Consider the following 26,711-nt stretch of genomic DNA (forward strand, 5'->3'; position numbering starts at 1 on the left):
TCAGATCAGCTGATGGTGGCGATCAGGTCGCCCTGCTGGATGACGTCTCCGACGTTCACGTCCACGGACGTGACCTTGCCGGCGACCTCCGCGAGAACCGGGATCTCCATCTTCATCGACTCGAGGATCACCAGGGTGTCGCCCTCGGTCACCTCTTCGCCTTCACGCACAACGACCTGGTAGACGGTCGAAACCATCTCGGCGCGCACATCTTCTGCCACCTGACACCTCACTCTTCGTGGACGGTTGCGGACCAGCCAATGGAACCACAGCCAACCACACGTGAAACACTAGGACGAACCCGAGTTCGAACAGAGAAGGAGCTACTCATGGGTAAGCGTGGTCGTAAGAAGCGCAGCCGCAAGGGCAACGCCGCCAACCATGGCAAGCGTCCCAACGCCTGAGACGCGTACAGACGGAATCAGGGGCCGGCGAGCACTGCGCTCGCCGGCCCCTGATCTCGTTCACGGACGCTCCTGTCGGGGCGTCTAGTCGTCCGACTCGCGGTCGGAAACCAACTCGGTCTCGGTGAGGATGACGGTGCGGCGGATCTCGATCGAGAGCCGCTCGCGCAGCCCAGCCGGGGCGTGTTCGCCTCCGCACTTCCGACCGATGAGGCTCTTGATCTTCTCCTCGATGCCGTAGGCCTCGAAGCACGCGCCGCAGTCCTCGAGGTGCCGCTCGATCCGCGCGCGGGAATGCTCGTCGCACTCGCGGTCGAGCAGCAACCACACGTCGGCGAGCACCGCCGAGCAATCCAACTGCTCGAATTCGTTCTCCCCCGTCACCGGGTAACCTCCTGCTCCGCTGTCTTGCCGACCTGCTTAGCAGGTGTGCGGTTGAATCCACGTTCCCGCGCGACATCGGCGAGCAGGCCGCGCAGTTGCTTACGCCCGCGATGCAGCCGCGACATCACGGTGCCGATGGGCGTACCCATGATCTCGGCGATCTCCTTGTACGGGAATCCCTCGACGTCGGCGTAGTACACCGCCATCCGGAATTCCTCCGGGAGCTCCTGCAACGCCGCCTTGATGTCGTCGTCGGGCAGGGCGTCGAGTGCCTCGACCTCGGCCGAACGCAGGCCCGTCGACGTGTGCTCGGCCGTTGCCGCCAGCTGCCAGTCGGTGATCTCGTCCGTCGGGTACTGCGCCGGCTGCCGCTGCTTCTTGCGGTACGAGTTGATGTAGGTGTTCGTGAGGATGCGGTAGAGCCAGGCCTTGAGGTTGGTCCCCTCTTTGAAGGAACGGAACGCCGAGTACGCCTTGACGTACGTCTCCTGAACCAGGTCCTCCGCGTCGGCCGGGTTGCGCGTCATGCGCAGCGCCGCACCGTACAGCTGGTCGAGGAGCGGTAGCGCATCGCGCTCGAACCGCTCGGTCAGCTGATCGTCGGGCTCCGGCCTGTCACCCTCGGGGCGGTCCCCAGGTTCGTGGTCGCCTCGCACGCTGATCCCTTCGCTTGCCGTAAGCGTCAAGGCTACCGCCATCGCGGGCACGAGACCCGGACGCGTCTCGCCGGGGACAGCCGGACGAACACGTTCTGCACACAAGACCGGCACGAACCACTCCCTTCCCTCACGCAGCTTTCGGCAGGGTTCAACAGTCCGCGCGCGTCGTCTGTTCCCGAGCGCGGCGCCGACGTGCACGCGACCTCGACCCGGGCGTGTCCTCGACGCCGTCCTAGAGTCGACGTCATGGCCGGAACCTCGACTCCCGCAACGAAGCTGCTCGACAAGGAGAAGGTGGCGCACCGCATCCACAGCTACGACCACGACGCGCGGGCGGCGTCGTACGGCGACGAGGCCGTCGACTCGCTGGCAGGTCACGTCGGGGTGGAGCCCGCGCAGATCTTCAAGACGCTCGTGATCAAGACGGACTCGGGCAAGCTCGCCGTCGCGGTGCTGCCGGTGCCGTCGAAGCTGTCGTTGAAGGCGGCGGCGGCCGCGGTGGGTGCGAGCAAGGCCGTCATGGCCGAGCAGGCCGATGCCGAGCGCTCCACCGGCTACGTCCTGGGTGGCATCTCGCCGCTCGGCCAGCGCAAGCGACTGCCGACCGTGATCGACGCGTCGGCCCTGACGTGGGACCGGGTGCTGTGCAGCGCCGGGCGTCGAGGCCTCGAGATCGAGGTGGCGCCGCAGGAGTTGGTGCGGCTGACGGGCGCGGCGGTCGCCGAGATCACCGCCGGCTGAGCTGGCTGTCGGATACCCAGCTGACCCGGCGCGGAATCTGCGCGCGGGCGCGGCTGTTGCCCACTGAGACGAATCTTCGACGAACGAAAGACGGTGTTCGGCGTGACTGCCTTCTCCACTCCCCTGTCGATCCTCGACCTCGCCCAGGTCGGCACGGACGAAACCCCCGCGGACAGCTTCCGGGCCAGCGTGGAGATGGCCCGGAACGCGGAACGCTGGGGCTACCACCGGATCTGGTACGCCGAGCACCACAACATGTCGGCGATCGCGTCGTCGGCGACGAGTGTGCTGATCGCGCACATCGCCGCCAACACCGAGCGGATCCGGCTGGGTTCGGGCGGCATCATGCTGCCCAACCACGCGCCGCTCACGATCGCCGAGCAGTTCGGCACGCTCGCCGAACTGCACCCGGGTCGCATCGACCTGGGGCTGGGCCGGGCGCCGGGCAGCGATCAGCAGACCATGCGCGCGCTGCGCCGTGATCCGAGTTCCGCGGAGTCGTTCCCGCAGGACGTGCTCGAACTGCAGGGCTATCTGACCGGCCCGTCGCGCATCCCGGGGGTGGAGGCGACGCCCGGCAAGGGCACCGACGTCCCGCTGTACATCCTGGGTTCGTCACTGTTCGGTGCCCGGCTGGCCGCCGCGTTGGGGCTGCCGTACGCGTTCGCGTCGCACTTCGCCCCGGGCGCGCTGCTCGACGCGCTCGAGATCTACCGCCGCGAGTTCCGGCCGTCGGCGCAGCTCGCCGAGCCGTACGTGATCGCGGCGGTCAACGTGATCGCCGCCGACACCGAGGACGAGGCGGAGCGGCAGTTCCTGGAGACCAAGCGCAAGCGGGTGGGGCTGTTCGTGGGGCGGGGACGGACGTTCACGCCGGAGGAAGCCGACATGATCCTCGACTCGCCCGCCGGCCGGCAGGTGCTCGCGATGGTCCGCTACACCGCGGTCGGCACCCCGGCGGTGGTGCGTGACTACCTGGACCGGTTCGTCGAGCAGACCGGCGCCGACGAGCTGATGGTCGTGTCGTCGGCCACCGAGCGGGCGGCGTGGATGCGGTCGCTCGAACTGGTCGCCGACGTCACCGGCCTGGCGTCGCGGACGGCGGTCACAGCAGGCTGATCTGCTCCCCGGCCCGGTCTCCGGTATCGGGTGTCAGCAGGTCCGCCCCGTTGTTGCGGACGCTGTTGACCTTGGGCGACACGCGTCGGATCTCGACGGCGGCGACGGATTCCAGGCTGGGGCGGATGAGATCGGGGTGCCCGAGGCTGTCGGGGTCGAGCCAGGCGTCCCACCGGTCGGGCGGCAGGATCAGCGGCATCCGGTCGTGGACGTTCGCGAGCTGATCCACCGAGTCGGTCGTGAGGATCGTGGTGCTCAGCAGCGGCTGCGACGTTGGCGCCTTGGGGTCGTGCCACACCGCCCACAGGCCGGCCATGAACATCCGCTGTCCGTCACCGCGCGACATGTAGTACGGCACCTTCGACGCCTTGCCGTCCGCCGTGGGTTCGGTCTGCCATTCGTACCAACCGTCCATCGGGACCAGGCAGCGCTTGAACCGCAGCGACGTCTTGAACGCGGCCTTGGTGGCGACGGTCTCGGAGCGGGCGTTGAACAGCGGCGCACCCTTGCCTGGCTCGGTCGCGTACGACGGGACCAGCCCCCAGCGCATGCGGCGGATCCGGCGCCACACCGGGCTGTCGTCGTCGCCGCGGTCGTGACGTGCGACGACGGTGAGCACCTGCGTCGTGGGCGCGACGTTGTAGTCCGCGGAGTCGGGTCCACCCAACTCGCCGGTCTCGTTCAGCGCATCCAACTCGACCGCGAGCGTCGCGGGGTCGGCTGTGGTCGCGTACCTGCCGCACATGCCTCGTAACCGTCCTCTCCCGGTCCCCGACCGAGTGACCGTCCCCTCCATGCTGGCACGCCTGGCACGCACGGCCCACGCATAGGCGAAGATGGACGGGTGAGTCGTGAGAGCCTGTGGAGAGCGCCCCGAGCCGAAGCCCCCGTGGATGCGTCGGTGACGCTGCCCGGATCGAAGTCGATCACCAACCGGGCGCTGATCCTCGCGGCCCTCGCCTCCGGCCCGTCCACGATCACCGGCGCGCTGCGCAGCCGCGACACCGACCTGATGATCCGGGGCCTGCAGGCACTCGGCATCTCGATCACCGCGACGCCCGACGCTGCGACCGGCACCACGCTGCGGGTCGCCCCGGGCCCCATGACCGGCGGCGCCGTCGACTGCGGTCTCGCCGGCACGGTGATGCGCTTCCTGCCGCCCGTGGCCGCGCTCGCCGAGGGCACGGTCGCCGTCGACGGTGACGAGCAGGCACGCACCCGCCCGCTCGGCACGATCCTCGAGGCCCTGCGGGGGCTGGGCGCCGACATCGACGGCGACGCGCTCCCCTTCACCGTCCACGGTCACGGCGCACTGCGCGGCGGCACCGTCACGATCGACGCGTCGGGCTCGTCGCAGTTCGTCTCCGGTCTGCTGTTGTCCGCGGCCCGTTTCGACGAGGGTGTCACCGTCCGCCACCAGGGCGGCTCGCTGCCGTCGATGCCGCACATCGACATGACCGTCGAGATGCTGCGCGACGCCGGCGTCACCGTCCACACCCCCGGCGAGAGCGGCGACGCCGACACGTGGAAGGTGCTGCCGGGCAAGGTCGACCCGGTGGACTGGGTGATCGAGCCGGACCTGTCGAACGCGACGGCGTTTCTCGCCGCGGCCGCGGTGACCGGAGGCACCGTGAGGGTGCCGCTGTGGCCGTCGCGCACCACGCAGCCCGGTGACGCGATCCGCGGCATCCTCACCGACATGGGCGCCGACGTCCGACTCTCGGAAGGCGCCGTCGGCACCCTCACCGTCACCGGACCGAAGTCGTTGCGCGGCATCGACATCGACCTGCACGACATCGGCGAGCTCACTCCCACCGTCGCTGCCCTGGCGGCGCTGGCGGACGGCCCGTCGGTGCTGCGCGGCATCGCGCACCTGCGCGGCCACGAGACGGACCGACTGGCCGCACTCGCCACCGAGATCAACAAGCTCGGCGGCGCGGTCACCGAGACCGACGACGGCCTGCGCATCGAACCGCGCCCGCTGCACGGCGGTCAGTGGCACTCGTACGCCGATCACCGCATGGCGACGGCCGGCGCGATCATCGGCCTGGTCGTCGACGGCGTCGACATCCAGGACGTAGGCACCACCGCGAAGACACTGCCCGGGTTCGAGAACCTGTGGGCCGCAATGCTGAGCGAGTCCACCTCCGCCGAGCAGGGGGCGCTGTCCTGAGCCGCCGGCAGTACGACGAGTCCGACGTCCGGATCCGCCCGGGCAAGGGGTCGCGTCCACGGACCAAGAACCGGCCCGAGCACGCCGACGCCGCGGAGGGCATGGTCGTCTCGAAGGACCGGGGCCGCTGGGGCGTCGTGCTGGGCGGTGACCCGGACCGACCCGTCGTCACCATGCGGGCCCGGGAACTCGGCCGCACCCCGATCGTGGTGGGCGACAAGGTGAGTGTCGTCGGCGACCTGTCGGGCAAGCCGGACACCCTCGCCCGCATCGTGCGTGTCGCGGACCGGGAGACCGTGCTGCGACGCACCGCGGACGACACCGACCCGTTCGAGCGGATCGTCGTCGCCAACGCGGAGCAGTTGCTGATCGTCGTCGCCCTGGCGGACCCGCCACCGCGCACCGGGTTCGTCGAGCGCGCGCTCGTCGCCGCCTACGTGGGCGGGCTGAAACCGATCCTGTGCCTGACGAAGAGCGATCTGGCGACGCCGGACGAGTTCGCCGCGACGTTCGCCGATCTCGACATCCCGGTCGTCGTCGCCGGGCGGGACGATCCGATCGAGCCGGTGACGGAGATTCTCGAGGGCCGTCTGACTGCGCTCATCGGCCACTCGGGCGTCGGCAAGTCGACGATGGTCAACCGTCTGGTGCCCGACGCGGACCGGGCGACGGGCGTGGTGTCGGGCGTCGGCAAGGGCCGGCACACGTCCACGCAGTCGGTGGCGCTGCCGCTGCCGGGCGGGGGCTGGGTGGTCGACACCCCGGGCATCCGGTCGTTCGGGCTCGCGCACATCTCCCCCGAGAACGTCGTGGACGCCTTCACCGACCTCGCGGCGGCCGCCGAGGACTGCCCTCGCGGATGCACTCATCTGGGCCCGCCGGCCGACCCGGAATGCGCACTCGACAAGCTCGAGGGCAAGTCCGCGGGCCGCGTCGAGGCAGTTCGGCGACTGCTGGTCGCGCTGATGTCGAACGAGTCCTGGGCCTGAGCAAGTATCTGATACCCGTAGTAACTACTTTCGGGTAACAAGTATTAGGGTGTGCTCCGGATCACTGATTCGTCAGTCGTCGAACCGGGGAGGACACTTTGCGAACCCTGCTGCACCCGCGTCCGGGCCTGCGCCGGCGCCGAGGCACCGCCGCACTTGCCGCCACCACAGCGGTCGTGATCGGACTCACCGGTGGGCCGCCGGTCGCGTCGGCCGACCCCACCGGCGGCGCCGCCGGGCAGGCTTGGACGGCCACGACGGACGGACCGAACCAGTACCCGGGCATCACGGTCGACGCGGACGTCCCGATCCGGATGAGCGACGGTGTCGTGCTCCGGGCGAGCGTCTTCCGACCGGCCGACGCGTCCGGCACCGCGGTCGACGCCGAGCTGCCGACGATCTTCAACGTCACGCCGTACACGCGCCTCGTCCCGGCCCTGGCCGACGCCGCGAGCGCGAATCCGGTGCTCGGGCAGGCGCTGGAGCAACTCGGTGCTGCCGACCTGTCCGGGACACCGTTCGACGGGCTCACCGAACTGACCGGCGGGCTGGGTGGCGGACTGCTGCGCACGTTCGGCGTCAATCGCAATCTCGTGCAGAACGGCTACGTGCAGGTGGTCGTGGACGTCCGCGGCACCGGCTACTCCGAAGGCGTGTGGGACGTCCTGGGCGCCCGCGAGCAGCAGGACACCGTCGAGGTGTTCGACTGGGCGCGCTCGCAGCCGTGGTCGGACGGTCGATTCGGCATGGCCGGCGTCTCGTACTCCGCGATCAACAGCCTGCACGCCGCCGACAAGCGACCGCAGGGATTGAAGGCAATCTTCCCCGTCGAGCCGTCCGAGGACCTGGCGCGCGAGATCGTCGCGACCGGCGGCGCTGTCGGTGCCGGGTTCATGCCGGCGTGGCTGGTCGCGGTCAACGGACTCAAGTTCGCACCGATCGACTCGCTGCTGCGCGGCGACTTCGATCCCCAGTGGCTCGCCGAGCGGCTGGCCGACCCCGCGGTGATGTTCCCGCAGATGTTCGACGCCCTCCTCGACGGGGGCGGTGACGCCGCGAACGACGGGGCGTTCTACGACGTCCGCAATGCCGACATCGAGCGCATCCAGGTCCCCACCTTCGTCACCGGCGGTTGGCACGACATCTTCGGTCGCGGCGAGTCCCGCATCTTCGACCGCCTGCAGTTGCCGGCCGGCCAGAAGCAGCTGCTGATGGGGAACGGCTATCACCTCAACCCGGGCCTGGGACACGGCAAGGAGGGGGCGCCGCCGCGCCTGGACGTCCTCGAGCGCGCGTGGTTCGACAAGTGGCTCAAGGGAATCGACAACGGCATCGACCGCTACGGTCCGGCCACCCTGTACCAGCAGGGCGGCGGCTGGATCACCGCGTCGCAGTTCCCGCGCGCGGGCGCCGAGTACCAACGCCTCTACCTGAACGGGACACCGTCGGGGTCGGCGCCGCACGCCCTGGTCGACGGCTCGCTGGCCACGGCGGCACCGGCCACCGCGAGCACGCACAGCGTCGCGCCCGGCCTGCGCGCGGCGTGCTCGCGCGACACCGCGCAGGGCACCGCCGGATTCGGCGCCATCCTCGGTTCGGCCTGCACGCAGGACGCGCGCTTCGCCGAGGCCGAAGCGTTGACGTTCACGACCGGGCCGGTCACCGAGGCGACCGAGATCTCCGGACCGATCGCCGTGCATCTGCTCACCACCACCGACGCCCCGGACGGATTCTGGTCCGTCACGGTCAACGACGTCGCCCCCGACGGCCGTTCGACCGTCGTCACGAACGGCGCACTGCTCTCGTCCCGGAGCACGCTCGACGAGTCGAAGAGCGTGAAGGACGCGTCCGGCGCGTACACCGTTCCGGTCGCGGACCTGCACGCGGACACCAAGCACGCCGTCACACCGGGGGTGCCGTTGGTTCTCGACATCGGCCTGAACGGCACCGAGGTGAAGCTGGCGCCGGGCCACCGGCTGCGCGTGGACGTCGCGGCCGCGAGCTTCCCGCGGTACCTGCCGATGCTGCCGGACCTGGAAGCGACGGGCCTGAAACCGCAGCGGCTGCTGATCGATCCGGCGAACCCGAGTTTCGTCAACGTCCCGGTCGTCGGCAACGCCGGTTGGTAACGGTCACCCGACCTCGAACGCGCCACGCCCGCCTCGATTTTCGGGGCGGGCGTGGCGCTGTCTGCGCGCGTCGGATCACGCGGGCGTGATCGGCAGTTCCTTCGACCGGTCCGCGGTGAACGAGGTGGACGCGGCGGACCCGGCCGCGCCGTGGGTGCTGTCCGGGTCGAGCACGCAGTGGGTGCGCCCGTACACGGTGTACATGCACTTGTTGTTGTGATTGCAGCGACCGGAGACGGTGTGGTCGGCCTTGATCCGATTCATCAGGTCCGGCTCCCGCAGCAGCGCGCGGCCCATTGCGACGAAGCCGAAGCCCTCACGCATACCGGTCGCGATGTGGTCGTAGTTGTTGATGCCGCCCAACAGGATCAGTTGCGTGTTCGCCACGACCGGAACGAACTGGCGGGCCGATTCGAGCATGTACAGGTCCTCGTACGGGTAGGTGCCCAGCGCCCGCTTGCCGAACAACCGGACGCCGGTCTTGAACGGCTCCTTCATCACGGCCGCGAACTCGTCGACGGGGACGTCACCGCGGAAGAGGTACATCTGCTTGAAGAACGACGACCCCTGGGTCAGCTCGATGGCGTCGAGGTTGCGGTCCTGATCGAGGAGTTGCACAGTCCGCAGGGACTCGGAGAGCCAGATGCTGCCGCGGATCCCGTCGTCCATGCTGATCTTGGCGGTGACCGCGATCCGGTCGCCGACAACCTCCCTCACCCGCTGTGCGATCTCCCGCACCAGCCGGGACCGGTTGTCGATGGTGCCGCCGTATTCGTCCTTGCGGCGGTTGAGAAGTGGGCTCAGGAACGAGCTCGGCAGGTAGAGGTGACCGAAGTGCAGCTCTACCGCGTCGAACCCCGCCTCGACGGCGATCTCGGCCGCCTCGCCGAACTGGTCGATGACGCGGCGAATCTCCGATGCGGTGATCTCCCGACAGTATTCGAGCGACGACGGGTTGATCACCCGGCTCGGCGACATCGCCGTCACGCCGGTGATCTTCTTCGACGCCACCACACCGGCGTGACCGAGCTGGGCGGCGATGGCACCGCCCGCGTCATGGATCGCGTCGGTCAGCCGTCGCAGACCCGGCAGGGCCTTGCGGCTCATCAGGATCTGTCCGGGCGCGCTGGCTCCTTCGGAAGCGACACAGCAGTACGCGACCGTGGTCATGCCGACGCCGCCCCGAACGAAGCCGAGATGGAAGTCGATCAGGTCGTCCGTGACGAGTCCCTCGGGGGACCGTCCCTCCGACGTGGCGGCCTTGATGATGCGGTTACGGAGTCGAACCGGTCCCAGGGTCGCGGGGGCGAACGGGTCCGGGGTCACCGACACCGTGTCGGTGGGTAGTCCTGCGATGGTCATGAGTCGCCCTTCACTCGATCCAGTGTGACGGGCACCACGATTCGGGGAGGGCCACCGTGGGGTCAATACGGTGTCCCTTCCAACGGACAACCTGTTCGGATCGGATGCGCTCTCAACCCACGCGGCGGGCGCGTGCCTCGAGGACTCGATACTCCTCGTCGGTGATCGCTCCCGAGTCGAGCAGCGACTTCGCCGTCGCGAGGTCCCGCTCCGACGACCTGCCGGCCGCCCCGCGGATGTACTCGTCCTCGGCCTGCCGGAAGTGCCGGTCCGCGGCCGCGGCCCGATCCACCATGCCGCGGCCCCGGGCGATCAGGTACACGACCTCGCCGATGACCGGAAGGACGAACAGGAAGAAGACCCAGACCGCCTTGCCCCAACCGGGTGTCCGGTGGTCTCGGAACAGGTCGGCGAGGATCGAGAACAGCACCATGATGTAGGCCGCGAACGCGAAGCACGCGAAGACGAGCCAGAAGAAATCCCAGAACGAGTCCATCGTTCGCTCCGTTCACCAGACGATCTCGACCAGACTCCGTCCGTCCACTGTCCCACCTCCGCGCCCGGCGGGTACACAGAACCGGGGCAATCGCCGTCCGGCCGCATCGGACGGAACAACCCGGGCCCCGGCAAGAGGCACACCGAATCGGCATGCGTCTCACCGGGAACCCGGGCTCCGATCGATCTAGCGCGACACCAGCGCGCGCAGGCCGCGACGCTTCTTCGACGCCTTGATCGCCGACAGCAGGCCGCTGCGGCGACCCGTCGCCGGATCGATCGTCGCGCCGGTGTTGCCACCGAACTTGCGCTCCGACGCCGTCTCGGGGGCGTCATCGGAGGTGTCCTTGAGGTACTTGTTCGGCAGCGACAGCTTGGCGATGGTGCGCCACGCCTTGGCGTACTGCACCGGCAGCGGGCCGGTGGTGTACGGCAGGTCGTACTTCTCGCACAGCACCCGCACCTTGACCGCGATCTCGGCGTACCGGTTGGACGGCAGATCCGGGTAGATGTGGTGCTCGATCTGGTAGCTGAGGTTGCCGGTCATGAAGTCCATGACGGGGCCACCGGTGATGTTCGCGCTACCGAGCATCTGTCGCAGATACCACTCGGCGTGCGTCTCCTTGTCGACGTCCGCCTTGGTGAACTTCTCGGCCCCGTCAGGGAAGTGGCCACAGAAGATGACCGCGTTGGTCCACAGGTTTCGGATGACACCGGCCGTCAGGTTCGCGGTGAGCGTGGTCTTCCACGCCTTACCGGTCAGGGCCGGGTAGACGACGTAATCCTTGAGCGTCTGCTTCGCGATCTTGCGGCCGACTTCCTTGGCGTTCCGCTTGGTGTACTCGCGGTCGTCGCGCCCGGCCGCCACCCTGCCCAGCTCGAGCAGCTGGATCGCGATGCCGTACTCGAACAGCAGCGCCAGGACGGCGTTGTATGCGAGATTGCCGTAGTTGAACGGGCGCCACTTCTGGTCGCGGGTGACGCGCAGCAGCCCGTATCCCACGTCGTCGTCCATGCCCAGGATGTTCGTGTACTTGTGATGCAGGTAGTTGTGGGTCTGCTTCCAGTGCGCCGACGGATCGACGTTGTCCCATTCCCAGTTCGCCGAGTGGACTTCCGGATCGTTCATCCAGTCCCACTGCCCGTGCATCACGTTGTGCCCGAGCTCCATGTTCTCGATGATCTTCGAGACACCGAGCATGCCGGTACCGAGCCACCACAGCGGCCGCTTGCGACTGCCGAACAGCACCGCGCGACCGCCGATCTCGAGCCCGCGCTGCAGTCGGATGGTGTTGCGGATGTAGCGCGCGTCGCGCTCGCCGCGCGACTCCTCGACGTCCCGACGGATCGCGTCGAGCTCGCGCCCGAGCGCTTCGACGTCGGCATCCGTCAGGTGCGCATACTCCTTGATGTCCGTAATCGCCACGCACCTACCGTACCGTAAGTTACGAGACCGTAGGTTAACACCACGTGACTGTGATGCGGATCACCTTAACTTACGTTCGCCGCTTTCGGCGCCTTTCGACCCGAGCTTCTGCGTGCGCACGCAACGCCGACATCAGGCCACTCCGACGGCCGGTCTCGGCGTCGATCCGCAGCGCCTCCGCGATCCGCGATCCGCTCAACCGGAACTTGTGTTCCGACGACGTCTCCGGAGCGTCGTCGGAGGTCCGCCTGAGGAAGCGGTCCGGCAACGCCAGCTTGTGGATCGTCCGCAGCGCCAGCAGGTACTGCTTACTCAGCGGACCGGTGGTGTAGGGCAGGTCGTACTTGTCGCACAGCTCCCGCACCCGCACCGCGATCTCGGCGTACCGGTTCGACGGCAGATCCGGGAACAGGTGGTGCTCGATCTGGTAGCTGAGGTTGCCGGTCATGAACGCCATCACCGGGCCGGCGTCGATGTTGGCGCTGCCGAGCATCTGCCGCAGGTACCACTGCGCGCGGTTCTCGGTCTCGAACTGCTCGATCGTGAACTTCTCCGCGCCGTCCGGGAAGTGCCCGCAGAAGATCACCGCGTACGCCCACAGGTTGCGCACCAGGTTCGCCGTCGCGTTCGCGGCCAGCGTGTGCTTCCACGCGCGGCCCGTCAGCGCCGGGAACAGCACGAAGTCCTTGCCGACCTGGCGCACGATCTTGACCGCGAACTGTCGGTTGGGCCCGCTCGTCAGCGCGAACCGATCGACGCCCTCGAGCTGCTTCTGCGCCGTGAGGTCGTGCAGCGCAATGCCCCACTCGAAACCGGCCGCCAGGATCACGTTCGCAATCGGCTGCAGCAGGTTGATCGGGCGCCACTTCTCGTCGCGCGTCATCCGCAGGATTCCGAATCCCACGTCGTCGTCCATGCCGACGATGTTGGTGTAGGTGTGATGCGAGTAGTTGTGCGCGCGCTTCCAGTGCTCGGACGGACCGGTCATGTCCCACTCCCACGTGGTGGAGTGGATCTCCGGATCGTTCATCCAGTCCCACTGGCCGTGGGTAACGTTGTGCCCGAGCTCCATGTTCTCGATGATCTTGGCCAGCGAGAGCATCGCCGTACCCACCACCCACGCGGGGCGACGACGGCTGCCGAACAGCGTCGCGCGCGCACCCAGCTCGAGGGAGCGCTGCAGGCGGATCACTCCCCGGATGTACCGAGCGTCGCGAACGCCTCGGGACTCCTCGACGTCGCGACGGATCGCGTCCAACTCGCGCCCGAGGGCTTCGATGTCGGCGTCGGTGAGGTGGGCGAACTCGTTGATGTCGGTGATGGCCACCGAGGGTCCTCCGTTTGGATAGTTCAGATCACCGGCGTCGAATGCCGATCAGGCCGCCGACGTCGGAATACGACGCGGGGCACCGTGTGCAACGATACGGGAAATCGGACAACCGCCGGGTCGACGGCTGCCGAGATCACAGCAAATTCACACGTCGAGCGTGCAGTCGCCCGCGGCCGCGGAGATGCAGGTCTGGATGCGCTCGCCCACGGAGTGCTCATTGCCGTTGCGTAGATCCACCGCGTGGCCCGACGCGAGCGGCACCACGCAGGTCTGGCAGATGCCCATGCGGCAGCCGAACGGCATCAGCACGCCGGCCTTCTCGCCCGCCTCCAGCAGCGTCGTCGCGCCGTCGGCCTGGATCTCCTTGCCGGAGCGGCCGAACTTGACGGTGCCGCCCTCGCCGGACAGGTCGGCCCGCGACACCGCGAACCGCTCCAGGTGCAGCTGCGGAGCGATCCCCTCGCGCTCCCACGTCTTCTCGATCTCGTCGAGCATCGCGAGCGGACCACACGCCCAGGTCTGACGCTCTCGCCAGTCGGGGCACACCTCGTCGAGCGACGACAGCGCGAACTTGCCCGCCGAACGGGTATGCCGGACGTGGCACCGGAACGAGTCGTGCGCCTCGTCCAGACGGGCGAGCTCGTCGCCGAACATCACGTCGTCCTCGGTGGGCGCGGAATGGACGTGCACGATGTCGGGCAGGTCGCCGCGCCGGTCCATCGTCCGCAGCATCGACATCACCGGGGTGATGCCGCTGCCGGCGGTGAGGAACAGCATCTTCCGCGGCGGCGGCTCGGGCAGCGCGAAGTTGCCGGTCGGGGCCGCGAGCCGCACGATCGTGCCCGACGGCACGCCGGTGACGAGGTGACTCGAGAGGAAACCCTCGGGCATCGCCTTGACCGTGATGGAGATCAGCTTGTCGCCGACGTCGGGGGCCGACGTGAGCGAGTACGAGCGCCAGTGCCACCGACCCCCTACGAGGATCCCGATGCCCACGTACTGGCCCGGCTGGTAGGCGAAGTCGAAACCCCACCCCGGCTTGATCACCAACGTCGCCGAGTCGGCCGTCTCGGGACGGACCTCGACGATCCGCCCGCGAAGTTCACGCGCCGACCACAGCGGGTTGACCAGGTGGAGGTAGTCGTCGGGAAGCAGCGGCGTCGTCAACCGGGTGACGGCACCGCGCACCAGGTTCGCCACGGATCGGTTCGACCCTGCGACCCGTGCCGCCGGCGCCTCGATCCAGCTCTTCAGTCCCATCCGACCTCCATCTCGCGTGAGCGTACGGCCAGCGTAGGGCATGGTCTACGGTCGCGTAAGTTGCGGCCGGATCGTGAGCTCGAACAAGGATCCGACGGCGGGGTCAGAGCAGCTCGAGCAGGAACGGTAGTTCCTGCGTCGCGTACCACGCGAGCTCGTGATCTTCGGCGTCCCCGAGCACGAACTCTGCGTCCTCGTCCCCGAGATCGGCGGCGTCGACCACGCGGACCGCCTTCTCGATGTCGGGCTCGGCCTCGGCCAGGTCGACGTGCACGGACGCCACCTGCGCGAGCCGCACGACGTCGCCGAGTCGGACCACCGCGTCGTCGAGATCCGGACGCAGCTTCACGTCCTCGACGTCCGCCGCGATCACCGCGCGGCGGTGGAGCGGCGCCGCACCGTCTCCCCCGTCCTCGGGGACGGCGGCAGCGATCAGCCGCAGCGATGCACGCGCGGCCTCGGCCATCGCGACCTCGGAGAGTTCGTCGTCGTCCCCGGAGTGGTACGCCTCGCGCAGCGCCGGCGTCACCGCAAAGGCGGTCCGGCTCACCGGGGACAGCTCACGCTCGTCGACCAACTGCCGCAGCATCGCGATGGTCGCGGGAATGTAGACCCTCACGCGCGACCTCCGGCCACCAGTACCCGCAACGCGCACACCGACTCAGCCACTGGCATCCACCAACTCCTCGAGAGACTCGTACAACGCCGCGGCGACGACGTCCACGTCGGTCATCGCGTCGCGATCCGCATTCAAACCGTAGTGGACGTACCCGTCGTACGACGTCAGCGCGATGCTGAGCGTCTGATTCTTCAGCAGCGGCGACACCGGGTACATCTCGACCATCCGCATGCCGGCCAGGTACAGCGGGATCTGCGGCCCGGGCGCGTTGGTGACCGTCACGTTGAACATGCGCTGCGACAGGCTGCTCGCGACCCGGGCGCCGCGCGCGTGCAGCGATGCCGGCGCGAACCCGGACAACCGGATCATCGTCCGCGCCGTCACCTGTCGGCTCTGCCTCGCGAACGCCTCGGTCGCGTGCGCTACGTGCGAGAGTCGCACCACTGGATTCGGCTCGCCCACAGGCAGATCCACCAGGAACGACGACATCCGTCCGTGCGGGTGACTCACCTCGTCGTCGCCGCACACGTCGACGACGCTCGCACCGTTCGTCCCCGGCTGGGCCTCGCAGATCGACATCGGCACCAGCGCCCGCACGGTCGTCGCCTCCGACACGGGTTCCCCGCGAGACAGCAGCCAGGTCCGCATCGCGCCCGACACCACGGTGAGGACGACGTCGTTGATCGAGCAGCCGTAGCGGGCGCGGATCTTGCGGTAGCGCTCGAGGTCGGTCCGCGCCACCGTGAACCGCCGGTTGCGGGAGATCGGTGCATTGAGTGGGCTCGACGGGGCGGGCTGGGCGGCTGTTCGAACCAGCGCAGCGAGCTTGCCGACCGCGTCGGCTGCCTCGTCGACAACCGACGACATGTCCCCCAGGGTCATTCGCAGCGTCTGGACACTCTCCCGCGGCTGCGACACCAGCTGCGCCAACGCCCCCGCGACGAGGGCAGCCTCGCTCGGCGCCGGTTCGGGCATCCACAGGTCGTCGGTCACCGGCGCGGGTGTGGCGTCCTCGTCGAGGATCACCTGACTGATCTCGAGCGCTTGTTCCCCGTCGACCAGCGCCGAATGGGACTTGGCGAACACCGCGCACCGGTTGTCCGCCAAACCCTCGACCACGTACATCTCCCACAGCGGCCGGCTCGTGTCGAGCGGTCGGGACGTCAACCGCGCCACCAGATCGTGCAACTGCTCGTCGGTGCCCGGCGACGGAATCGCAGACCGCCGGACGTGATAGGTGATGTCGAAGTCGGGGTCGTCGACCCACACGGGCCGCGCCAGCCCGAACGCGACCTCGCGAACCTTCTGGCGATAGCGCGGAACCAGGTGCAGCCGACTCTCGATCAGCTGGAGCACGGCCTCGAAATCGAGCCCGGACTCGGGCAACTGCAGGATCGCGAGCGAACCCATGTGCATCGGTGTGTTGCTCGCATCGAGAAAGTAGAACGACGCGTCCTGCGTCGTCAGTCTGGTCGCCTTCGCCATCAACGCCCCCTGCTCTCCGAATCACCGTCGCCCGATTCGCGGTCCGTGCCCGAATCGAGAAGGATCGCAATCTCTTCCACCGCAGCCGACGCGTCGGCGTGATGGACGCCTACCATTCCTGCCACGACGGCCGCGTGCACGTTGGACACCAGATCGTCGACGAAGACGCACTCGGCCGGATCGAGCCCGAGGCGGTCCGCGGTAAGCGCGAATATCCGCGGATCCGGCTTCGCCATCCCCACGTCACCCGACAGCACGACCTCGTCGACGAACGGTCCCGCGAGATCCCGCAGGCCCTGCGCCGCGGGACCACCGGGATCGTTGCTCAGTATCGCCGTCCGCACCCCGTGACGGCGCGCGTCCGCGACGACCCGGGCCATCAGTCCCGGGTCCGAACCCGGTCCACCCAGCACCCCGCCGAAGTCCAGCACCAATCCGCGCACGCCCTCACCCTAGGACGCGCCGATCACGATGGCGAGACGACCGACCGAGGCACCCTCTCGCTTTTCGGGGTCGGGCATGCCATGCTGTGCGCCAGATTCCGTCCTCTCCACGGAGTCGACCCGAAACGGCTGCCGCCGCGCGGCAGCACACGTCGACAGGGGTACCGCCGCACGGCGATCGCGGTACCGGAGAGGTGAAATGATGAACGCTGCGCACCGGTTTCTTTCCCCGGCACCGCAATTCGAGCCGCCGACCAGCGATCGACCCGCGTCGACGCCGCGGCACACCGCCCCGATCTCGGCGACGCGGTCCGCGCGGCGGTCCCCGCACAGCGGCCGGTCGCCGCGGCAATCCGCGCACACCGACGAGGTCGCCTCGACCGATGCCCGCCTGTTCGCCGAGCAGGCGCTGCGCCTGGCGCTCGAGGTCCTGGATCGACGTCGCACACCGACCCAACTGCGCCACGTGGCCACCCCTGCGGTGATCGACGTCGTGCATTCCCTGGTCCGTGCGGGCACCGCCGGCAGCCGACTGGGGACGGCCACGCTCGAGCGGGTACGGGTGCGACCCGTGCGGCCCGACGCCGCCGAGGTGTTCGGCACCTACAGCCGCGCCGGCCGGGTGTTCGCCGTCGCCGCTCGTATCGAACGTGGCAACGGCACACACCCGGCCGGTTGGGCGATCACGTCACTGCGGATCGCCTAGGTTCTCCGCTCAGCGCCTGCGCTTGGACTTGGGTGCCCTCTTGCCCTTGGCCTCCGACCGGGCCGCTTCCCGGCGCTCCCGGCGGGTTCCGTCCGGGGCGTCGGCGTCGCCCGCCACGCTGCTCACCCGCGCGGTGCCGTCCTCGGCGGGACCCGACAGCGTGAGCCCGCTCGGTGCGGCGTCGTCGAGGCCCTTGGCGCGGAGCGCCACCGGTGCCTGCGGACGCTCCTCGGCGGCCTGCTCCGACGGCAGCGGCTGCGCCGACTGCTCGCCGAGCGCCGGTCCACCGGCCGCCGTCGCGGCGGCGGACGCCGCCGTGACACTCACCGCGGGCCCACCGCCCTGCGGGGTGCCGGCCTCGACCTGCAGATTGAACAGGAAGCCGACCGACTCTTCCTTGAGGCCGTCGAGCATCGCGATGAACATGTCGTAGCCCTCGCGCTGGTACTCGACCAGCGGATCGCGCTGCGCCATCGCACGCAGGCCGATGCCCTCCTTGAGGTAGTCCATCTCGTAGAGGTGCTCACGCCACTTGCGGTCCAGCACCGACAGCAGCACGCGGCGCTCGAGCTCGCGCATGCCACCCTCACCGGCGATCTCGTTGATCTGCTGCTCACGCTTGGCGTACGCGTTACGCGCGTCCTGCAGCAACGCATCGAGCAGGCCGTCGCGATCGAGGTCCGAATCGCCCGCCTCGGCGGCACCGACGAGTTCCTGGTGGTCGATCCCGACCGGGTACAGCGTTCCCAGCGCCGTCCACAGCTGCTCGAGATCCCAGTCCTCGACGTAGCCCTCCGCGGTGGCGCCGTTGACGTACGCGGTGACCACGTCGGTGATCATCGCCTCGACCTGGCCCTCGAGGTTCTCGCCCTCGAGGATGCGGCGACGCTCGTCGTAGATGACGGTGCGCTGCTGGTTCATCACCTCGTCGTACTTGAGGACGTTCTTGCGGATCTCGAAGTTCTGCTGCTCGACCTGCGTCTGCGCGCTCTTGATCGCCTTCGAGACCATCTTGGCTTCGATCGGGACGTCGTCGGGCAGGTTGAGGCGCGTCATGATCGTCTCGAGCGCGGCACCGTTGAAGCGCCGCATCAACTCGTCACCGAGCGACAGGTAGAACCGGGACTCGCCCGGATCGCCCTGACGGCCGGAGCGACCTCGCAGCTGGTTGTCGATCCGTCGGGAATCGTGCCGCTCGGTGCCGAGCACGTACAGGCCGCCCGCATCTCGGACCTTCTCCGCGTCCGCCTTGACCTCGCTCTTGACCTTGTCGAGGACGCCCTCCCAGGCCGCCTCGTACTCCTCCGGGTTGTGCACCGGGTCGAGGCCCTGCTTGCGCAGCACGATGTCCGCGATGATGTCGGGGTTGCCACCGAGCACGACGTCGGTGCCACGACCGGCCATGTTGGTCGCGACGGTGACAGCACCGGAGCGGCCGGCCTCGGCGACGATCGTCGCCTCCTGCTCGTGGAACTTCGCGTTGAGGACGTTGTGCGCGACCCCGCGCTTGGTGAACTGCTTCGACAGGTACTCCGAGCGCTCGACGCTGGTGGTACCGATCAGGACCGGCTGACCCTTCTCGTGCCGTTCGACGACGTCGTCGACGACGGCGTCGAACTTGGCCTCCTCGGTCTTGTAGATCAGGTCGCCCTGGTCGATGCGGACCAGCGGTCGGTTCGTCGGAATCGGGATGACGCCCAGACCGTACGTCTGGTGCAGCTCGGCGGCCTCGGTCTCGGCCGTACCGGTCATGCCCGACAGCTTGTCGTACAGACGGAAGTAGTTCTGCAGCGTGATGGTCGCGAGGGTCTGGTTCTCGGCCTTGATCTCGACCTTTTCCTTGGCCTCGATCGCCTGGTGCATGCCCTCGTTGTAGCGGCGGCCGACGAGGATGCGTCCGGTGAACTCGTCGACGATGATGACCTCGCCGTCGCGGACGATGTAGTCCTTGTCTCGCTGGTAGAGCTCCTTGGCCTTGATGGCGTTGTTGAGGTAGCTCACCAGCGGCGAGTTCGCGGCCTCGTACAGGTTGTCGATGCCGAGCTGGTCCTCGACGAACTCGACGCCGGCCTCGTGCACGCCGATCGTGCGCTTCTTGATGTCCACCTCGTAGTGGACGTCCCGCTTGAGCAGCGGCGAGATACGGGCGAACTCGCTGTACCACTTGCTGGACGCATCGGCCGGACCCGAGATGATCAGCGGGGTACGGGCCTCGTCGATGAGGATCGAGTCGACCTCGTCGACGACGGCGAAGTTGTGACCGCGCTGCACCAGATCGTCGAGGGTGTGCGTCATGTTGTCGCGCAGGTAGTCGAAGCCGAACTCATTGTTCGTTCCGTACGTGATGTCCGCGGCGTACGCCTTGCGCCGCTGCGCCGGCGTCATGCCGGACAGGATCACGTCGACCTCGAGGCCGAGGAAGCGGTGGACACGGCCCATCCACTCCGAGTCGCGCTTGGCGAGGTAGTCGTTGACGGTGACCACGTGCACGCCGTCACCGGAGATCGCGTTGAGATACGCCGGAAGGACACAGGTCAGGGTCTTGCCCTCACCGGTCTTCATCTCGGCGACGTTGCCGAAGTGCAGTGCCGCCCCGCCCATCAGCTGGACGTCGAAGTGCCGCTGGCTGAGCACCCGGCTGGCCGCCTCACGGGCGACAGCGAACGCCTCCGGCAGCATCTCGTCGAGCGACTCGCCGTCGGCGTAGCGCTTCTTGAATTCGTCGGTCTTGGCTCGCAGCTGCTCGTCGGACAGCTTCTCCACCTCGGAAGAGAGGGAGGAAACATGATCAGCGATCTGCTTGAGTCGCTTGACCATGCGACCTTCACCTACACGGAGCAGCTTCGATAGCGACAGTGACGGCACGGGCCTCTTCGTCCTCAATCCAGGTGGCGGAATCCAACGTCAATATGTGACAAACGGAATCCGGCCGAGGTCGGGCGACCCCAGCCGGATCCCATGGTATGCGTAATCACGGTCGAGCGAGTAGACCGACCGCCCGCAATGTCACGCCAGGCGAATCAATCCGTAGTCGAACGCGTGGCGACGGTAGACGACGGAGGGCCGATCGGTCTCCTTGTCGTGGAAGAGATAGAAGTCGTGTCCGACCAGTTCCATCTCGTACAGGGCGTCGTCGACGGTCATCGGCTCGGACGAGTGAACCTTCGTCCGGACGATCTGCCCAGGGCCCGGCGGAGCCTCGCCGCCGAAGGGGATCTCTTGGCCGATTGCCAACGAATCATCTTGTGCAAGAGCAGCTGTCGCCTTCGCGACTGATACGGGAGTTTTCTCTCCGTAGTGGACTCGGCGGCGATCCTTCGTGCGACGCAATCGGCTTTCCAGCTTGGCCGTGACGGATTCGAAAGCGGCATAGAAGCTGTCCGCGCTCGCTTCGGCGCGGACGACAGGTCCCTTGCCCCGGGCCGTGATCTCGACCCGCTGGCAACTCTTGGCCTGTCGGCGGTTGCGTTCGTGCTGAAGTTCCACATCGAAGTGGTAGATGGTGGGATCGAAGCGCTCGAGTCGTGCGAGCTTCTCGGAAACGTAGACCCGGAAGTGATCCGGAACCTCCACGTTCCGTCCTTTGACGACGATTTCGGCGTTGTTCGCGCCCGATGGAACTGGAGCCTCTGTGGTGTCCTCTTCAACGAAAACCGAGGCGTTGGCAGGGGTCGTCACTCGTACCTCCCGATTTACGGCCGGCTCACCTCGTGAGACCGGCGAGTTCGATCTCGACCGGGCGGGGAACCACCCGGCATCAGAACGTGAAATATCACCTCCCACCTGTGACTTCGGGTGTGAACGCGACGCTAGTACGTAACCGGCCGGTGTGCCACCGTTCAGCGGTAATTCACCGGTGTGTCGTGTGAGACATCTGTCCCGATCGCCCGAATCCCCAGGATGCGGCGACGGACGGGCGTCACGCGGCTGCGACGACGAGCGTGGCCGCGACCCGCACACCGACCGCCGCGCACGCCCGGACGGATTCCGCAGCCGTGGCTCCGGTCGTGACGACGTCGTCGATCAGGACCACCTCGGCGCCAGCTCGCACCGCCGCCCACAGGTCCGCGCGCCCCGACGGCGACACCCGGATCCGTCCCGCCAGATTCTCCTGCCGCTCCGCCGCAGACAGCCCGACGGAATCGCGTACACCCCGACGCGTCGACAGCACCGGATGCACCCGGCAGCCGTCGCCCACGACGCGGGCCGCGGCGCGCGCGGCCCGCAGCACCGGGTCACCGCCGCGCGCGCGGGCAGCGCGGGGACGGGACGGGGCCGGCACGAGGCACAGCGGCGCCGACGCCGGCGGAGACAGCTCGCCCCACCGACGCAGGGTCGCGATCGCGCGGGCCAGGGCAACCCCGATCGGGTCGGCCAGATCCCTGCGACCGCGCTCCTTCGCGGCGATGATCGCACTCCGCCGCGGCCCCGAGTACGGCCCGAGCGCCCACACGGGGACGTCTGGGTCCACCCGCGGACTCACCGCCACGGGAACGTCGGCCAGCGCGCGACGACACCGCTCGCACCAGCCCGAACCGGGATTGCCGCAGCCCCCGCACTCGGCGGGCAGGACCAGGTCGAGGAGGGCGCGCACGCCGGCCAGTGTGCCCGCGGCCACCGACAAGATCGATCGCTCAGCCGGGCACGACCGGGGTCGCCCGCGAACCGGTGAGGCCGGGTACCTCGCGCCAGTAGCGATCACCGGCCGGGTCGTTGTTGTTCAGCTGGAACACCGCGCGCGCATCGGCGACGTACTCGGTGGTCGACGTGGCGTCGACCGCGGTCACCGGCGACGTGAGGTTCCGGCTCGGCAGCGGATCCATCCGGGACCCGTCGACCGCCAGCTGCACGACCGGAACATCCGAACCGTCGCGGACGACGACGACGGTGTCGGCCGTCCCCCAGTCGAGCGCCACCGCGCGCCCGCCGAGGCCGTGCGCGATGGCCCGCGGACTGGTGAGCGAGTAGCCCCCGTCGGGCGTCCGCATCACGGTGGCGACGTAGACCTTGCCGTCGACGATCAGGGCGGCGCGCACGCCGTCGCGGGACAGGCGTAGATCGGTGATCGGACCGCCCAACGCGGTGATGGCCCCGCTCTCGACGTTCATCGTGGCGAGCTTGCCGGTGCCGGACTCCCGGACCACCCGCACCACCGTGGAATCGTTCACCACCGACCACACGGTGGCCCCGTCGAGGGCCCACGTGGGTCGGGTGATCGACCGCGCTTCGAGGGCTGTGGCCACGTTGCCGTCGTACGTGCCGACGACGAGTGCCGTCTGCGGCTCCGGAGCGGGCCGCCGAGTTTCCGCCACGGCAGCCGCCAGTGAGCCGTCCTGCGACAGCGCGATCGACCGGAGATTGTCCGACGCTCCGAAATAGCCCGGCACGGGCGCGGCGCCGGCGTCGCCGACACGGACCAGCGCGCCGTCACGCAGCGCGTGCAGGCCCACCGACGCGCCCGCCGTCGCGAGCGGATTGAACGACGAGACGTCGGCGATGCTCCACCCGTTCGGGTAGCGCTCGTCGAGCGGCTGACCGTCGGCCAGCAGAACGTAGGGACCCGAGATGTCGGCGTTCGCCAACGTCCAGATCACTTGCGAGGCAAGGAGTTCCCGCGACTGTGGGTTCATCCGGCCGAGTCCCTGGAAATCCACCTTGACGCCCCCGAGGCCGACGCCGACCTGGGACGCCCGGCCGTCCGCCTTCGTGATCGGTCCGAGCACCGAGACACCGGAACCGAGTTCGTTGCGCACCGCTCCCCCGAGCGACGGCTTCGGGCCGTCGATCAGAAGCCCGATCAACTGGGTCACCATCTGGTCCTGGCTCGCCGAGATCCACCGCGGATCCGGCACCACCGTCTGAGCCGACGGATCGAGGAAGTACAGCGACTTGCGCTGGTACGAGTTCAGGAACTGCGGGCGATCCATGATCACGCCGTTCGGCAGGTTGTCGATGCGCCACTCTCCGTCGACCTTCACCCAACTGAACTTCGCCTCGAACTGCCCCTCCTGGGCCTGGTACAGCCCGCCCGGCTCGAGCTGCCCCACCCGGTTCGCGCGGATGGTGTACACCGCACTGTTGGCATTGCGCGACTCGGTGATGAGGTCGATCTTGTCGACGATCGTGGCGCTCGCGGCGTCGTCCCACCGGGCCGACATGTCCTTGGTGAGGTACTGGCGGGCAGCGAGATGCCTGTTGGCCGGGTCGGTGCTCGCCTTGACGAAGTCCCGCGTCAGCAGATCCGGCTCACGCCCCGGCGCCGGTGCCTCGACGCTGGTGCTGGCCGGGGCGCGCGCCACCGTGCCGATCGCCTGCGGCGCCGACGCATCCGGGAGGTTCGCGCAGCCCACGGCAAGGAACGTGAACGACGACAACATCGCGACTGCTCTCACACGGGCGCGCGACCGGCGCAAAGGCTTATCGCTCACGACTCGCGCTCCCGCACCCTCGGAACGGTCGGCGAATCGTCGGGATCGGGAGCGACGCTCGACGTCGCCTCGGCGGGCGCGGAGGGCACGGTCGGCGTAGACGGCCCGGTCGTCGGAGGGGCGGCGTCGGGGATCTTGGGCTCGGGTGCGCCCGGTTCCGCGCGCAGCGCGGCCTCCGCCTTCGTGCCGGGCAGTGGAGTGCCCTGGACCAGCTTGCCTCCGCCCGGCTTGAGCGGCAGCGGACTCCGGGTGACCTTGCGTCCACGCACCCGCGGCAAGGTCAGCCGGAAGCACGCGCCGTGGCCGGGCTCGCCCCACGCCTCGAGCATGCCGTTGTGCAGATTCGCGTCCTCGACGCTGATCGCCAGGCCCAGCCCGGTACCGCCCGAGCGGCGCACGCGGGAGGGATCGGACCGCCAGAATCGGTTGAACACCAGCTTCTCCTCCCCCGGACGCAGACCGACACCCTGGTCGCGCACGATGAAGGCCGCGGCGTCGTCGTCCGCCCGCAGCCGCAACAGCACGGGCTTGCCCTCGCCGTGGTCGATCGCGTTCGCCAGCAGATTGCGCAGGATGCGCTCGACGCGACGGGGGTCCACCTCCGCGACCACTGCCTCCTCGGGCAGGTCGACGATGAGCTCGGTCGACGTCTCCTTCGCCAGGTGCCGCACCGTCGAAACCGCGGCGCGGGCACACATCCGCAGGTCCAGCTGCTCGGCGGCCAGTTCCGCGACACCCGCGTCGTGGCGGGAGATCTCAAGCAGGTCACCCAGCAGGCTCTCGAACCGGTCGAGCTCCGCGACCAGCAGCTCGGACGAGCGCTTCAGCACGGGGTCGAGGTCGTCGCTGCTGTCGTGGATGAGGTCGGCGGCCATACGCACGGTCGTGAGCGGCGTCCGCAGCTCGTGGCTCACGTCGGAGGTGAACCGCTTCTGCAGATTGCCGAACTCCTCGAGCTGCGTGATCTGCTTGGACAGGCTCTCGGCCATCTCGTTGAACGACATCGCCAGCCGCGCCATGTCGTCCTCACCGCGCACCGGCATGCGCTCCTTGAGCCGGCCGTCCGCGAACCGCACCGCGATCCGCGACGCCGAGCGGATCGGCAACACGACCTGACGTGCGACGAGCATCGAGATGGCGGCGAGCAGCACCGCCAGCACCGCGCCGCCGATCAGCAGCGTGCCCCGCACCAGGGAGAGGCTGCGATCCTCGCTGGCCAGGGGGAACACCAGGTACAGCTCGAGCGTCGAGATGTCCGACGAGGTGGGGCTGCCGATGATCAGGGCCGGCCCGGAGTACCCGTTCGGATCGGCCACCGTCGCGAACTGGTAGCTGATCTGGTTCGCGCGCACGAAATCCCGCAGACTGGTCGGGATCTGATCCGCGGGCCCGCTGGACGTGGGTTCACGGGGTCCGTCACCGGGGACGATGAGCACCGGATCGAAGGTACCTGCGGAACCTGCGGACTGGCCACCGTCGGACTCCCGGTTGGTCAGCGCCAGCCGGGCCGCGTCCAGGCGTACCTTCAGAGATCCGCTGTCGTCCGCGCCGGCGAGCTGCGCCTCGACCGTGCTGCGGGCACGGTCCATCTCCTCGGTGGCAGCGGTGATCTTCGCCTCGAGCAGCCGATCGGTGATCTGGCTCGTGAGGACCACGCCCAGAATCGTGATCACGATCAGGGACAGCGACAGGGTCGACACGACGACCCGAAGCTGGAGTGACCGACGCCAGACGTGGGCCAACGAGTTGCCCCACGCCCGACACCAGCGGATCAGCGGCGAGAACAGCCTGTTGACTCGCCGCCGCTTCCGGCCGGCACCGATCACGGCGGTCCGGCCTTGTAGCCGACGCCCCTCACCGTCAGCACCACCTCGGGATTCTCAGGATCCTTCTCGACCTTGGCGCGCAGTCGCTGCACGTGCACGTTGACCAGTCGGGTGTCGGCGGCGTGCCGGTATCCCCACACCTGCTCGAGAAGCACCTCACGGGTGAACACCTGACGCGGCTTGCGCGCGAGCGCGACCAGCAGGTCGAACTCGAGCGGCGTGAGCGAGATGAGCGCGTTGTCCCGCGTCACCTTGTGCGCCGGCACGTCGATCATGATGTCGCCGATGCTGAGGACCTCGGCGGGCTCCTCCTCGGTGCGGCGCAGCCGCGCCCGCACCCGAGCCACCAATTCCTTCGGCTTGAACGGCTTCATGATGTAGTCGTCGGCGCCGGACTCGAGACCCAGGACCACGTCGACGGTGTCCGTCTTCGCGGTGAGCATCACGATCGGGACGCCCGACTCGGCGCGCAGCACGCGGCACACGTCGATGCCGTTCATGCCCGGCAGCATGAGGTCCAGGAGCACCAGGTCGGGTCGTGTCTCACGAACTGCCGTCAATGCCTGGCTGCCGTCGCCCACCACGTAAGGCTCGAATCCCTCACCGCGGAGCACGATGGTGAGCATCTCGGCGAGCGCTGTGTCATCGTCGACAACCAGAATCCTTGGCTTCATATCCCTATCGTTACATCTTCGAGGCTGCGAAATGTGGAAAGGAGCGTTCACTCCTACGG

The 26,711-nt window shown here is 68.5% G+C and carries 25 protein-coding genes; 7 read left to right on the forward strand and 18 right to left on the reverse strand.

Annotated features, from left to right (window positions below):
* Positions 1 to 5 precede the first annotated feature (5 nt).
* Complete coding sequence (locus ACQ5DX_RS15915; protein WP_430333509.1) at positions 6 to 221, reverse strand: biotin/lipoyl-binding carrier protein; 216 nt, start codon at positions 219 to 221, stop codon at positions 6 to 8.
* Between the two features lie 108 nt (positions 222 to 329).
* Here ACQ5DX_RS15915 and ACQ5DX_RS15920 point away from each other — a divergent pair, with 108 nt between their 5' ends.
* Complete coding sequence (locus tag ACQ5DX_RS15920) at positions 330 to 404, forward strand: 50S ribosomal protein bL37 (RefSeq protein WP_022597109.1); 75 nt, start codon at positions 330 to 332, stop codon at positions 402 to 404.
* 84 nt (positions 405 to 488) lie between these two features.
* On the opposite strand, the gene rsrA is transcribed toward ACQ5DX_RS15920, so the two are convergent.
* Together rsrA and ACQ5DX_RS15930 are read right to left on the reverse strand one after the other, a co-directional pair.
* A complete protein-coding gene (gene rsrA / locus ACQ5DX_RS15925) occupies positions 489 to 788 on the reverse strand; it encodes a mycothiol system anti-sigma-R factor (RefSeq protein WP_430333510.1) in 300 nt (99 codons plus the stop codon).
* Positions 785 to 1,486, reverse strand: a complete 702-nt coding sequence (locus ACQ5DX_RS15930; protein WP_430333511.1) for a sigma-70 family RNA polymerase sigma factor — start codon at positions 1,484 to 1,486, stop codon at positions 785 to 787. Before ACQ5DX_RS15930 ends, rsrA begins: the two co-directional genes overlap by 4 nt.
* A 207-nt stretch (positions 1,487 to 1,693) precedes the next feature.
* Between ACQ5DX_RS15930 and ybaK the strand changes: the two genes are divergently transcribed.
* Complete coding sequence (gene ybaK, locus ACQ5DX_RS15935; protein ID WP_430333512.1) at positions 1,694 to 2,188, forward strand: Cys-tRNA(Pro) deacylase; 495 nt, start codon at positions 1,694 to 1,696, stop codon at positions 2,186 to 2,188.
* Positions 2,189 to 2,290: 102 nt separating this feature from the next.
* The gene (locus ACQ5DX_RS15940) at positions 2,291 to 3,307 is read left to right on the forward strand and encodes an LLM class flavin-dependent oxidoreductase (protein WP_430333513.1); all 1,017 of its coding nucleotides are present in this window, start codon (positions 2,291 to 2,293) and stop codon (positions 3,305 to 3,307) included.
* Here the strand turns inward: ACQ5DX_RS15940 and ACQ5DX_RS15945 are convergent.
* The gene (locus ACQ5DX_RS15945; protein ID WP_430333514.1) at positions 3,294 to 4,052 is read right to left on the reverse strand and encodes an SOS response-associated peptidase; all 759 of its coding nucleotides are present in this window, start codon (positions 4,050 to 4,052) and stop codon (positions 3,294 to 3,296) included. The genes ACQ5DX_RS15940 and ACQ5DX_RS15945 overlap by 14 nt on opposite strands.
* A 99-nt stretch (positions 4,053 to 4,151) precedes the next feature.
* On the opposite strand from ACQ5DX_RS15945, the gene aroA reads away from it, so the two are divergent.
* The 3 genes from aroA to ACQ5DX_RS15960 all read left to right on the forward strand — a co-directional run bounded on the left by aroA (position 4,152) and on the right by ACQ5DX_RS15960 (position 8,598).
* Entirely contained in the window at positions 4,152 to 5,480 is a 1,329-nt protein-coding gene (aroA, locus tag ACQ5DX_RS15950) for a 3-phosphoshikimate 1-carboxyvinyltransferase (protein WP_430333515.1), read from the forward strand.
* Complete coding sequence (rsgA, locus tag ACQ5DX_RS15955; RefSeq protein WP_430333516.1) at positions 5,426 to 6,469, forward strand: ribosome small subunit-dependent GTPase A; 1,044 nt, start codon at positions 5,426 to 5,428, stop codon at positions 6,467 to 6,469. The genes aroA and rsgA overlap by 55 nt, the downstream gene beginning before the upstream one ends.
* A gap of 98 nt (positions 6,470 to 6,567) precedes the next feature.
* Positions 6,568 to 8,598, forward strand: coding sequence for a CocE/NonD family hydrolase (locus ACQ5DX_RS15960; RefSeq protein ID WP_430333517.1), 2,031 nt, complete (start codon positions 6,568 to 6,570; stop codon positions 8,596 to 8,598).
* 75 nt (positions 8,599 to 8,673) lie between these two features.
* On the opposite strand, the gene ACQ5DX_RS15965 is transcribed toward ACQ5DX_RS15960, so the two are convergent.
* The 8 genes from ACQ5DX_RS15965 to ACQ5DX_RS16000 all read right to left on the reverse strand — a co-directional run bounded on the left by ACQ5DX_RS15965 (position 8,674) and on the right by ACQ5DX_RS16000 (position 17,018).
* Entirely contained in the window at positions 8,674 to 9,960 is a 1,287-nt protein-coding gene (locus ACQ5DX_RS15965; RefSeq protein WP_430333518.1) for an NADH:flavin oxidoreductase, read from the reverse strand.
* Positions 9,961 to 10,072: 112 nt separating this feature from the next.
* Complete coding sequence (locus ACQ5DX_RS15970) at positions 10,073 to 10,456, reverse strand: PLDc N-terminal domain-containing protein (protein WP_430333519.1); 384 nt, start codon at positions 10,454 to 10,456, stop codon at positions 10,073 to 10,075.
* Between the two features lie 186 nt (positions 10,457 to 10,642).
* Positions 10,643 to 11,881 carry a fatty acid desaturase family protein gene (locus ACQ5DX_RS15975; RefSeq protein WP_430333520.1) on the reverse strand — a complete coding sequence of 413 codons (1,239 nt, stop codon included), beginning with the start codon at positions 11,879 to 11,881 and terminating at the stop codon, positions 10,643 to 10,645.
* A 70-nt stretch (positions 11,882 to 11,951) separates the two neighbouring features.
* Positions 11,952 to 13,208 (reverse strand): fatty acid desaturase family protein, encoded by a 1,257-nt coding sequence (locus tag ACQ5DX_RS15980; RefSeq protein ID WP_430333521.1) that lies wholly within the window; start codon positions 13,206 to 13,208, stop codon positions 11,952 to 11,954.
* Between the two features lie 147 nt (positions 13,209 to 13,355).
* Positions 13,356 to 14,471 (reverse strand): ferredoxin reductase, encoded by a 1,116-nt coding sequence (locus ACQ5DX_RS15985; protein ID WP_430333522.1) that lies wholly within the window; start codon positions 14,469 to 14,471, stop codon positions 13,356 to 13,358.
* A gap of 103 nt (positions 14,472 to 14,574) precedes the next feature.
* Positions 14,575 to 15,090 carry a DUF6912 family protein gene (locus tag ACQ5DX_RS15990; RefSeq protein ID WP_430333523.1) on the reverse strand — a complete coding sequence of 172 codons (516 nt, stop codon included), beginning with the start codon at positions 15,088 to 15,090 and terminating at the stop codon, positions 14,575 to 14,577.
* A gap of 42 nt (positions 15,091 to 15,132) precedes the next feature.
* Positions 15,133 to 16,575 carry a WS/DGAT/MGAT family O-acyltransferase gene (locus ACQ5DX_RS15995; protein ID WP_430333524.1) on the reverse strand — a complete coding sequence of 481 codons (1,443 nt, stop codon included), beginning with the start codon at positions 16,573 to 16,575 and terminating at the stop codon, positions 15,133 to 15,135.
* Positions 16,575 to 17,018: an HAD-IA family hydrolase gene (locus ACQ5DX_RS16000; RefSeq protein ID WP_430333525.1), complete on the reverse strand. Its 444-nt coding sequence runs from the start codon at positions 17,016 to 17,018 to the stop codon at positions 16,575 to 16,577. Before ACQ5DX_RS16000 ends, ACQ5DX_RS15995 begins: the two co-directional genes overlap by 1 nt.
* A gap of 199 nt (positions 17,019 to 17,217) precedes the next feature.
* Between ACQ5DX_RS16000 and ACQ5DX_RS16005 the strand changes: the two genes are divergently transcribed.
* The gene (locus ACQ5DX_RS16005) at positions 17,218 to 17,724 is read left to right on the forward strand and encodes an Rv3235 family protein (protein WP_430333526.1); all 507 of its coding nucleotides are present in this window, start codon (positions 17,218 to 17,220) and stop codon (positions 17,722 to 17,724) included.
* Between the two features lie 9 nt (positions 17,725 to 17,733).
* Here ACQ5DX_RS16005 and secA read toward each other — a convergent pair whose 3' ends face one another.
* The 6 genes from secA to mtrA all read right to left on the reverse strand — a co-directional run bounded on the left by secA (position 17,734) and on the right by mtrA (position 26,652).
* Positions 17,734 to 20,541, reverse strand: a complete 2,808-nt coding sequence (gene secA / locus ACQ5DX_RS16010; protein WP_430333527.1) for a preprotein translocase subunit SecA — start codon at positions 20,539 to 20,541, stop codon at positions 17,734 to 17,736.
* Between the two features lie 189 nt (positions 20,542 to 20,730).
* On the reverse strand, positions 20,731 to 21,402 hold the full coding sequence (hpf, locus tag ACQ5DX_RS16015) for a ribosome hibernation-promoting factor, HPF/YfiA family (RefSeq protein ID WP_430335700.1): 672 nt from the start codon (positions 21,400 to 21,402) through the stop codon (positions 20,731 to 20,733).
* 241 nt (positions 21,403 to 21,643) lie between these two features.
* Positions 21,644 to 22,348 carry a ComF family protein gene (locus ACQ5DX_RS16020; RefSeq protein WP_430333528.1) on the reverse strand — a complete coding sequence of 235 codons (705 nt, stop codon included), beginning with the start codon at positions 22,346 to 22,348 and terminating at the stop codon, positions 21,644 to 21,646.
* Between the two features lie 10 nt (positions 22,349 to 22,358).
* Entirely contained in the window at positions 22,359 to 24,101 is a 1,743-nt protein-coding gene (gene lpqB / locus ACQ5DX_RS16025) for an MtrAB system accessory lipoprotein LpqB (protein ID WP_430335701.1), read from the reverse strand.
* A 47-nt stretch (positions 24,102 to 24,148) separates the two neighbouring features.
* Positions 24,149 to 25,978, reverse strand: a complete 1,830-nt coding sequence (gene mtrB, locus ACQ5DX_RS16030; RefSeq protein WP_430333529.1) for an MtrAB system histidine kinase MtrB — start codon at positions 25,976 to 25,978, stop codon at positions 24,149 to 24,151.
* Complete coding sequence (gene mtrA, locus ACQ5DX_RS16035; protein ID WP_005518730.1) at positions 25,975 to 26,652, reverse strand: MtrAB system response regulator MtrA; 678 nt, start codon at positions 26,650 to 26,652, stop codon at positions 25,975 to 25,977. Before mtrA ends, mtrB begins: the two co-directional genes overlap by 4 nt.
* Positions 26,653 to 26,711: the final 59 nt, after the last annotated feature.

This window comes from Rhodococcus sp. ACT016, assembly GCF_050477185.1.
Lineage (GTDB): Bacteria > Actinomycetota > Actinomycetes > Mycobacteriales > Mycobacteriaceae > Prescottella.

Excerpts from the sequence above, each read along its gene's own strand:
- ACQ5DX_RS15965 (WP_430333518.1), bottom strand. The coding sequence starts at position 9,960 with ATGACCATCGCAGGACTACCCACCGACACGGTGTCGGTGACCCCGGAC.
- ACQ5DX_RS15970 (WP_430333519.1), bottom strand. The coding sequence starts at position 10,456 with ATGGACTCGTTCTGGGATTTCTTCTGGCTCGTCTTCGCGTGCTTCGCG.
- ACQ5DX_RS15985 (WP_430333522.1), bottom strand. The coding sequence starts at position 14,471 with ATGGGACTGAAGAGCTGGATCGAGGCGCCGGCGGCACGGGTCGCAGGG.
- mtrA (WP_005518730.1), bottom strand. The coding sequence starts at position 26,652 with ATGAAGCCAAGGATTCTGGTTGTCGACGATGACACAGCGCTCGCCGAG.
- secA (WP_430333527.1), bottom strand. The coding sequence starts at position 20,541 with ATGGTCAAGCGACTCAAGCAGATCGCTGATCATGTTTCCTCCCTCTCT.
- lpqB (WP_430335701.1), bottom strand. The coding sequence starts at position 24,101 with ATGTTGTCGTCGTTCACGTTCCTTGCCGTGGGCTGCGCGAACCTCCCG.
- ACQ5DX_RS15995 (WP_430333524.1), bottom strand. The coding sequence starts at position 16,575 with ATGGCGAAGGCGACCAGACTGACGACGCAGGACGCGTCGTTCTACTTT.
- ACQ5DX_RS15930 (WP_430333511.1), bottom strand. The coding sequence starts at position 1,486 with ATGGCGGTAGCCTTGACGCTTACGGCAAGCGAAGGGATCAGCGTGCGA.
- ybaK (WP_430333512.1), top strand. The coding sequence starts at position 1,694 with ATGGCCGGAACCTCGACTCCCGCAACGAAGCTGCTCGACAAGGAGAAG.
- ACQ5DX_RS16005 (WP_430333526.1), top strand. The coding sequence starts at position 17,218 with ATGATGAACGCTGCGCACCGGTTTCTTTCCCCGGCACCGCAATTCGAG.
- ACQ5DX_RS15945 (WP_430333514.1), bottom strand. The coding sequence starts at position 4,052 with ATGTGCGGCAGGTACGCGACCACAGCCGACCCCGCGACGCTCGCGGTC.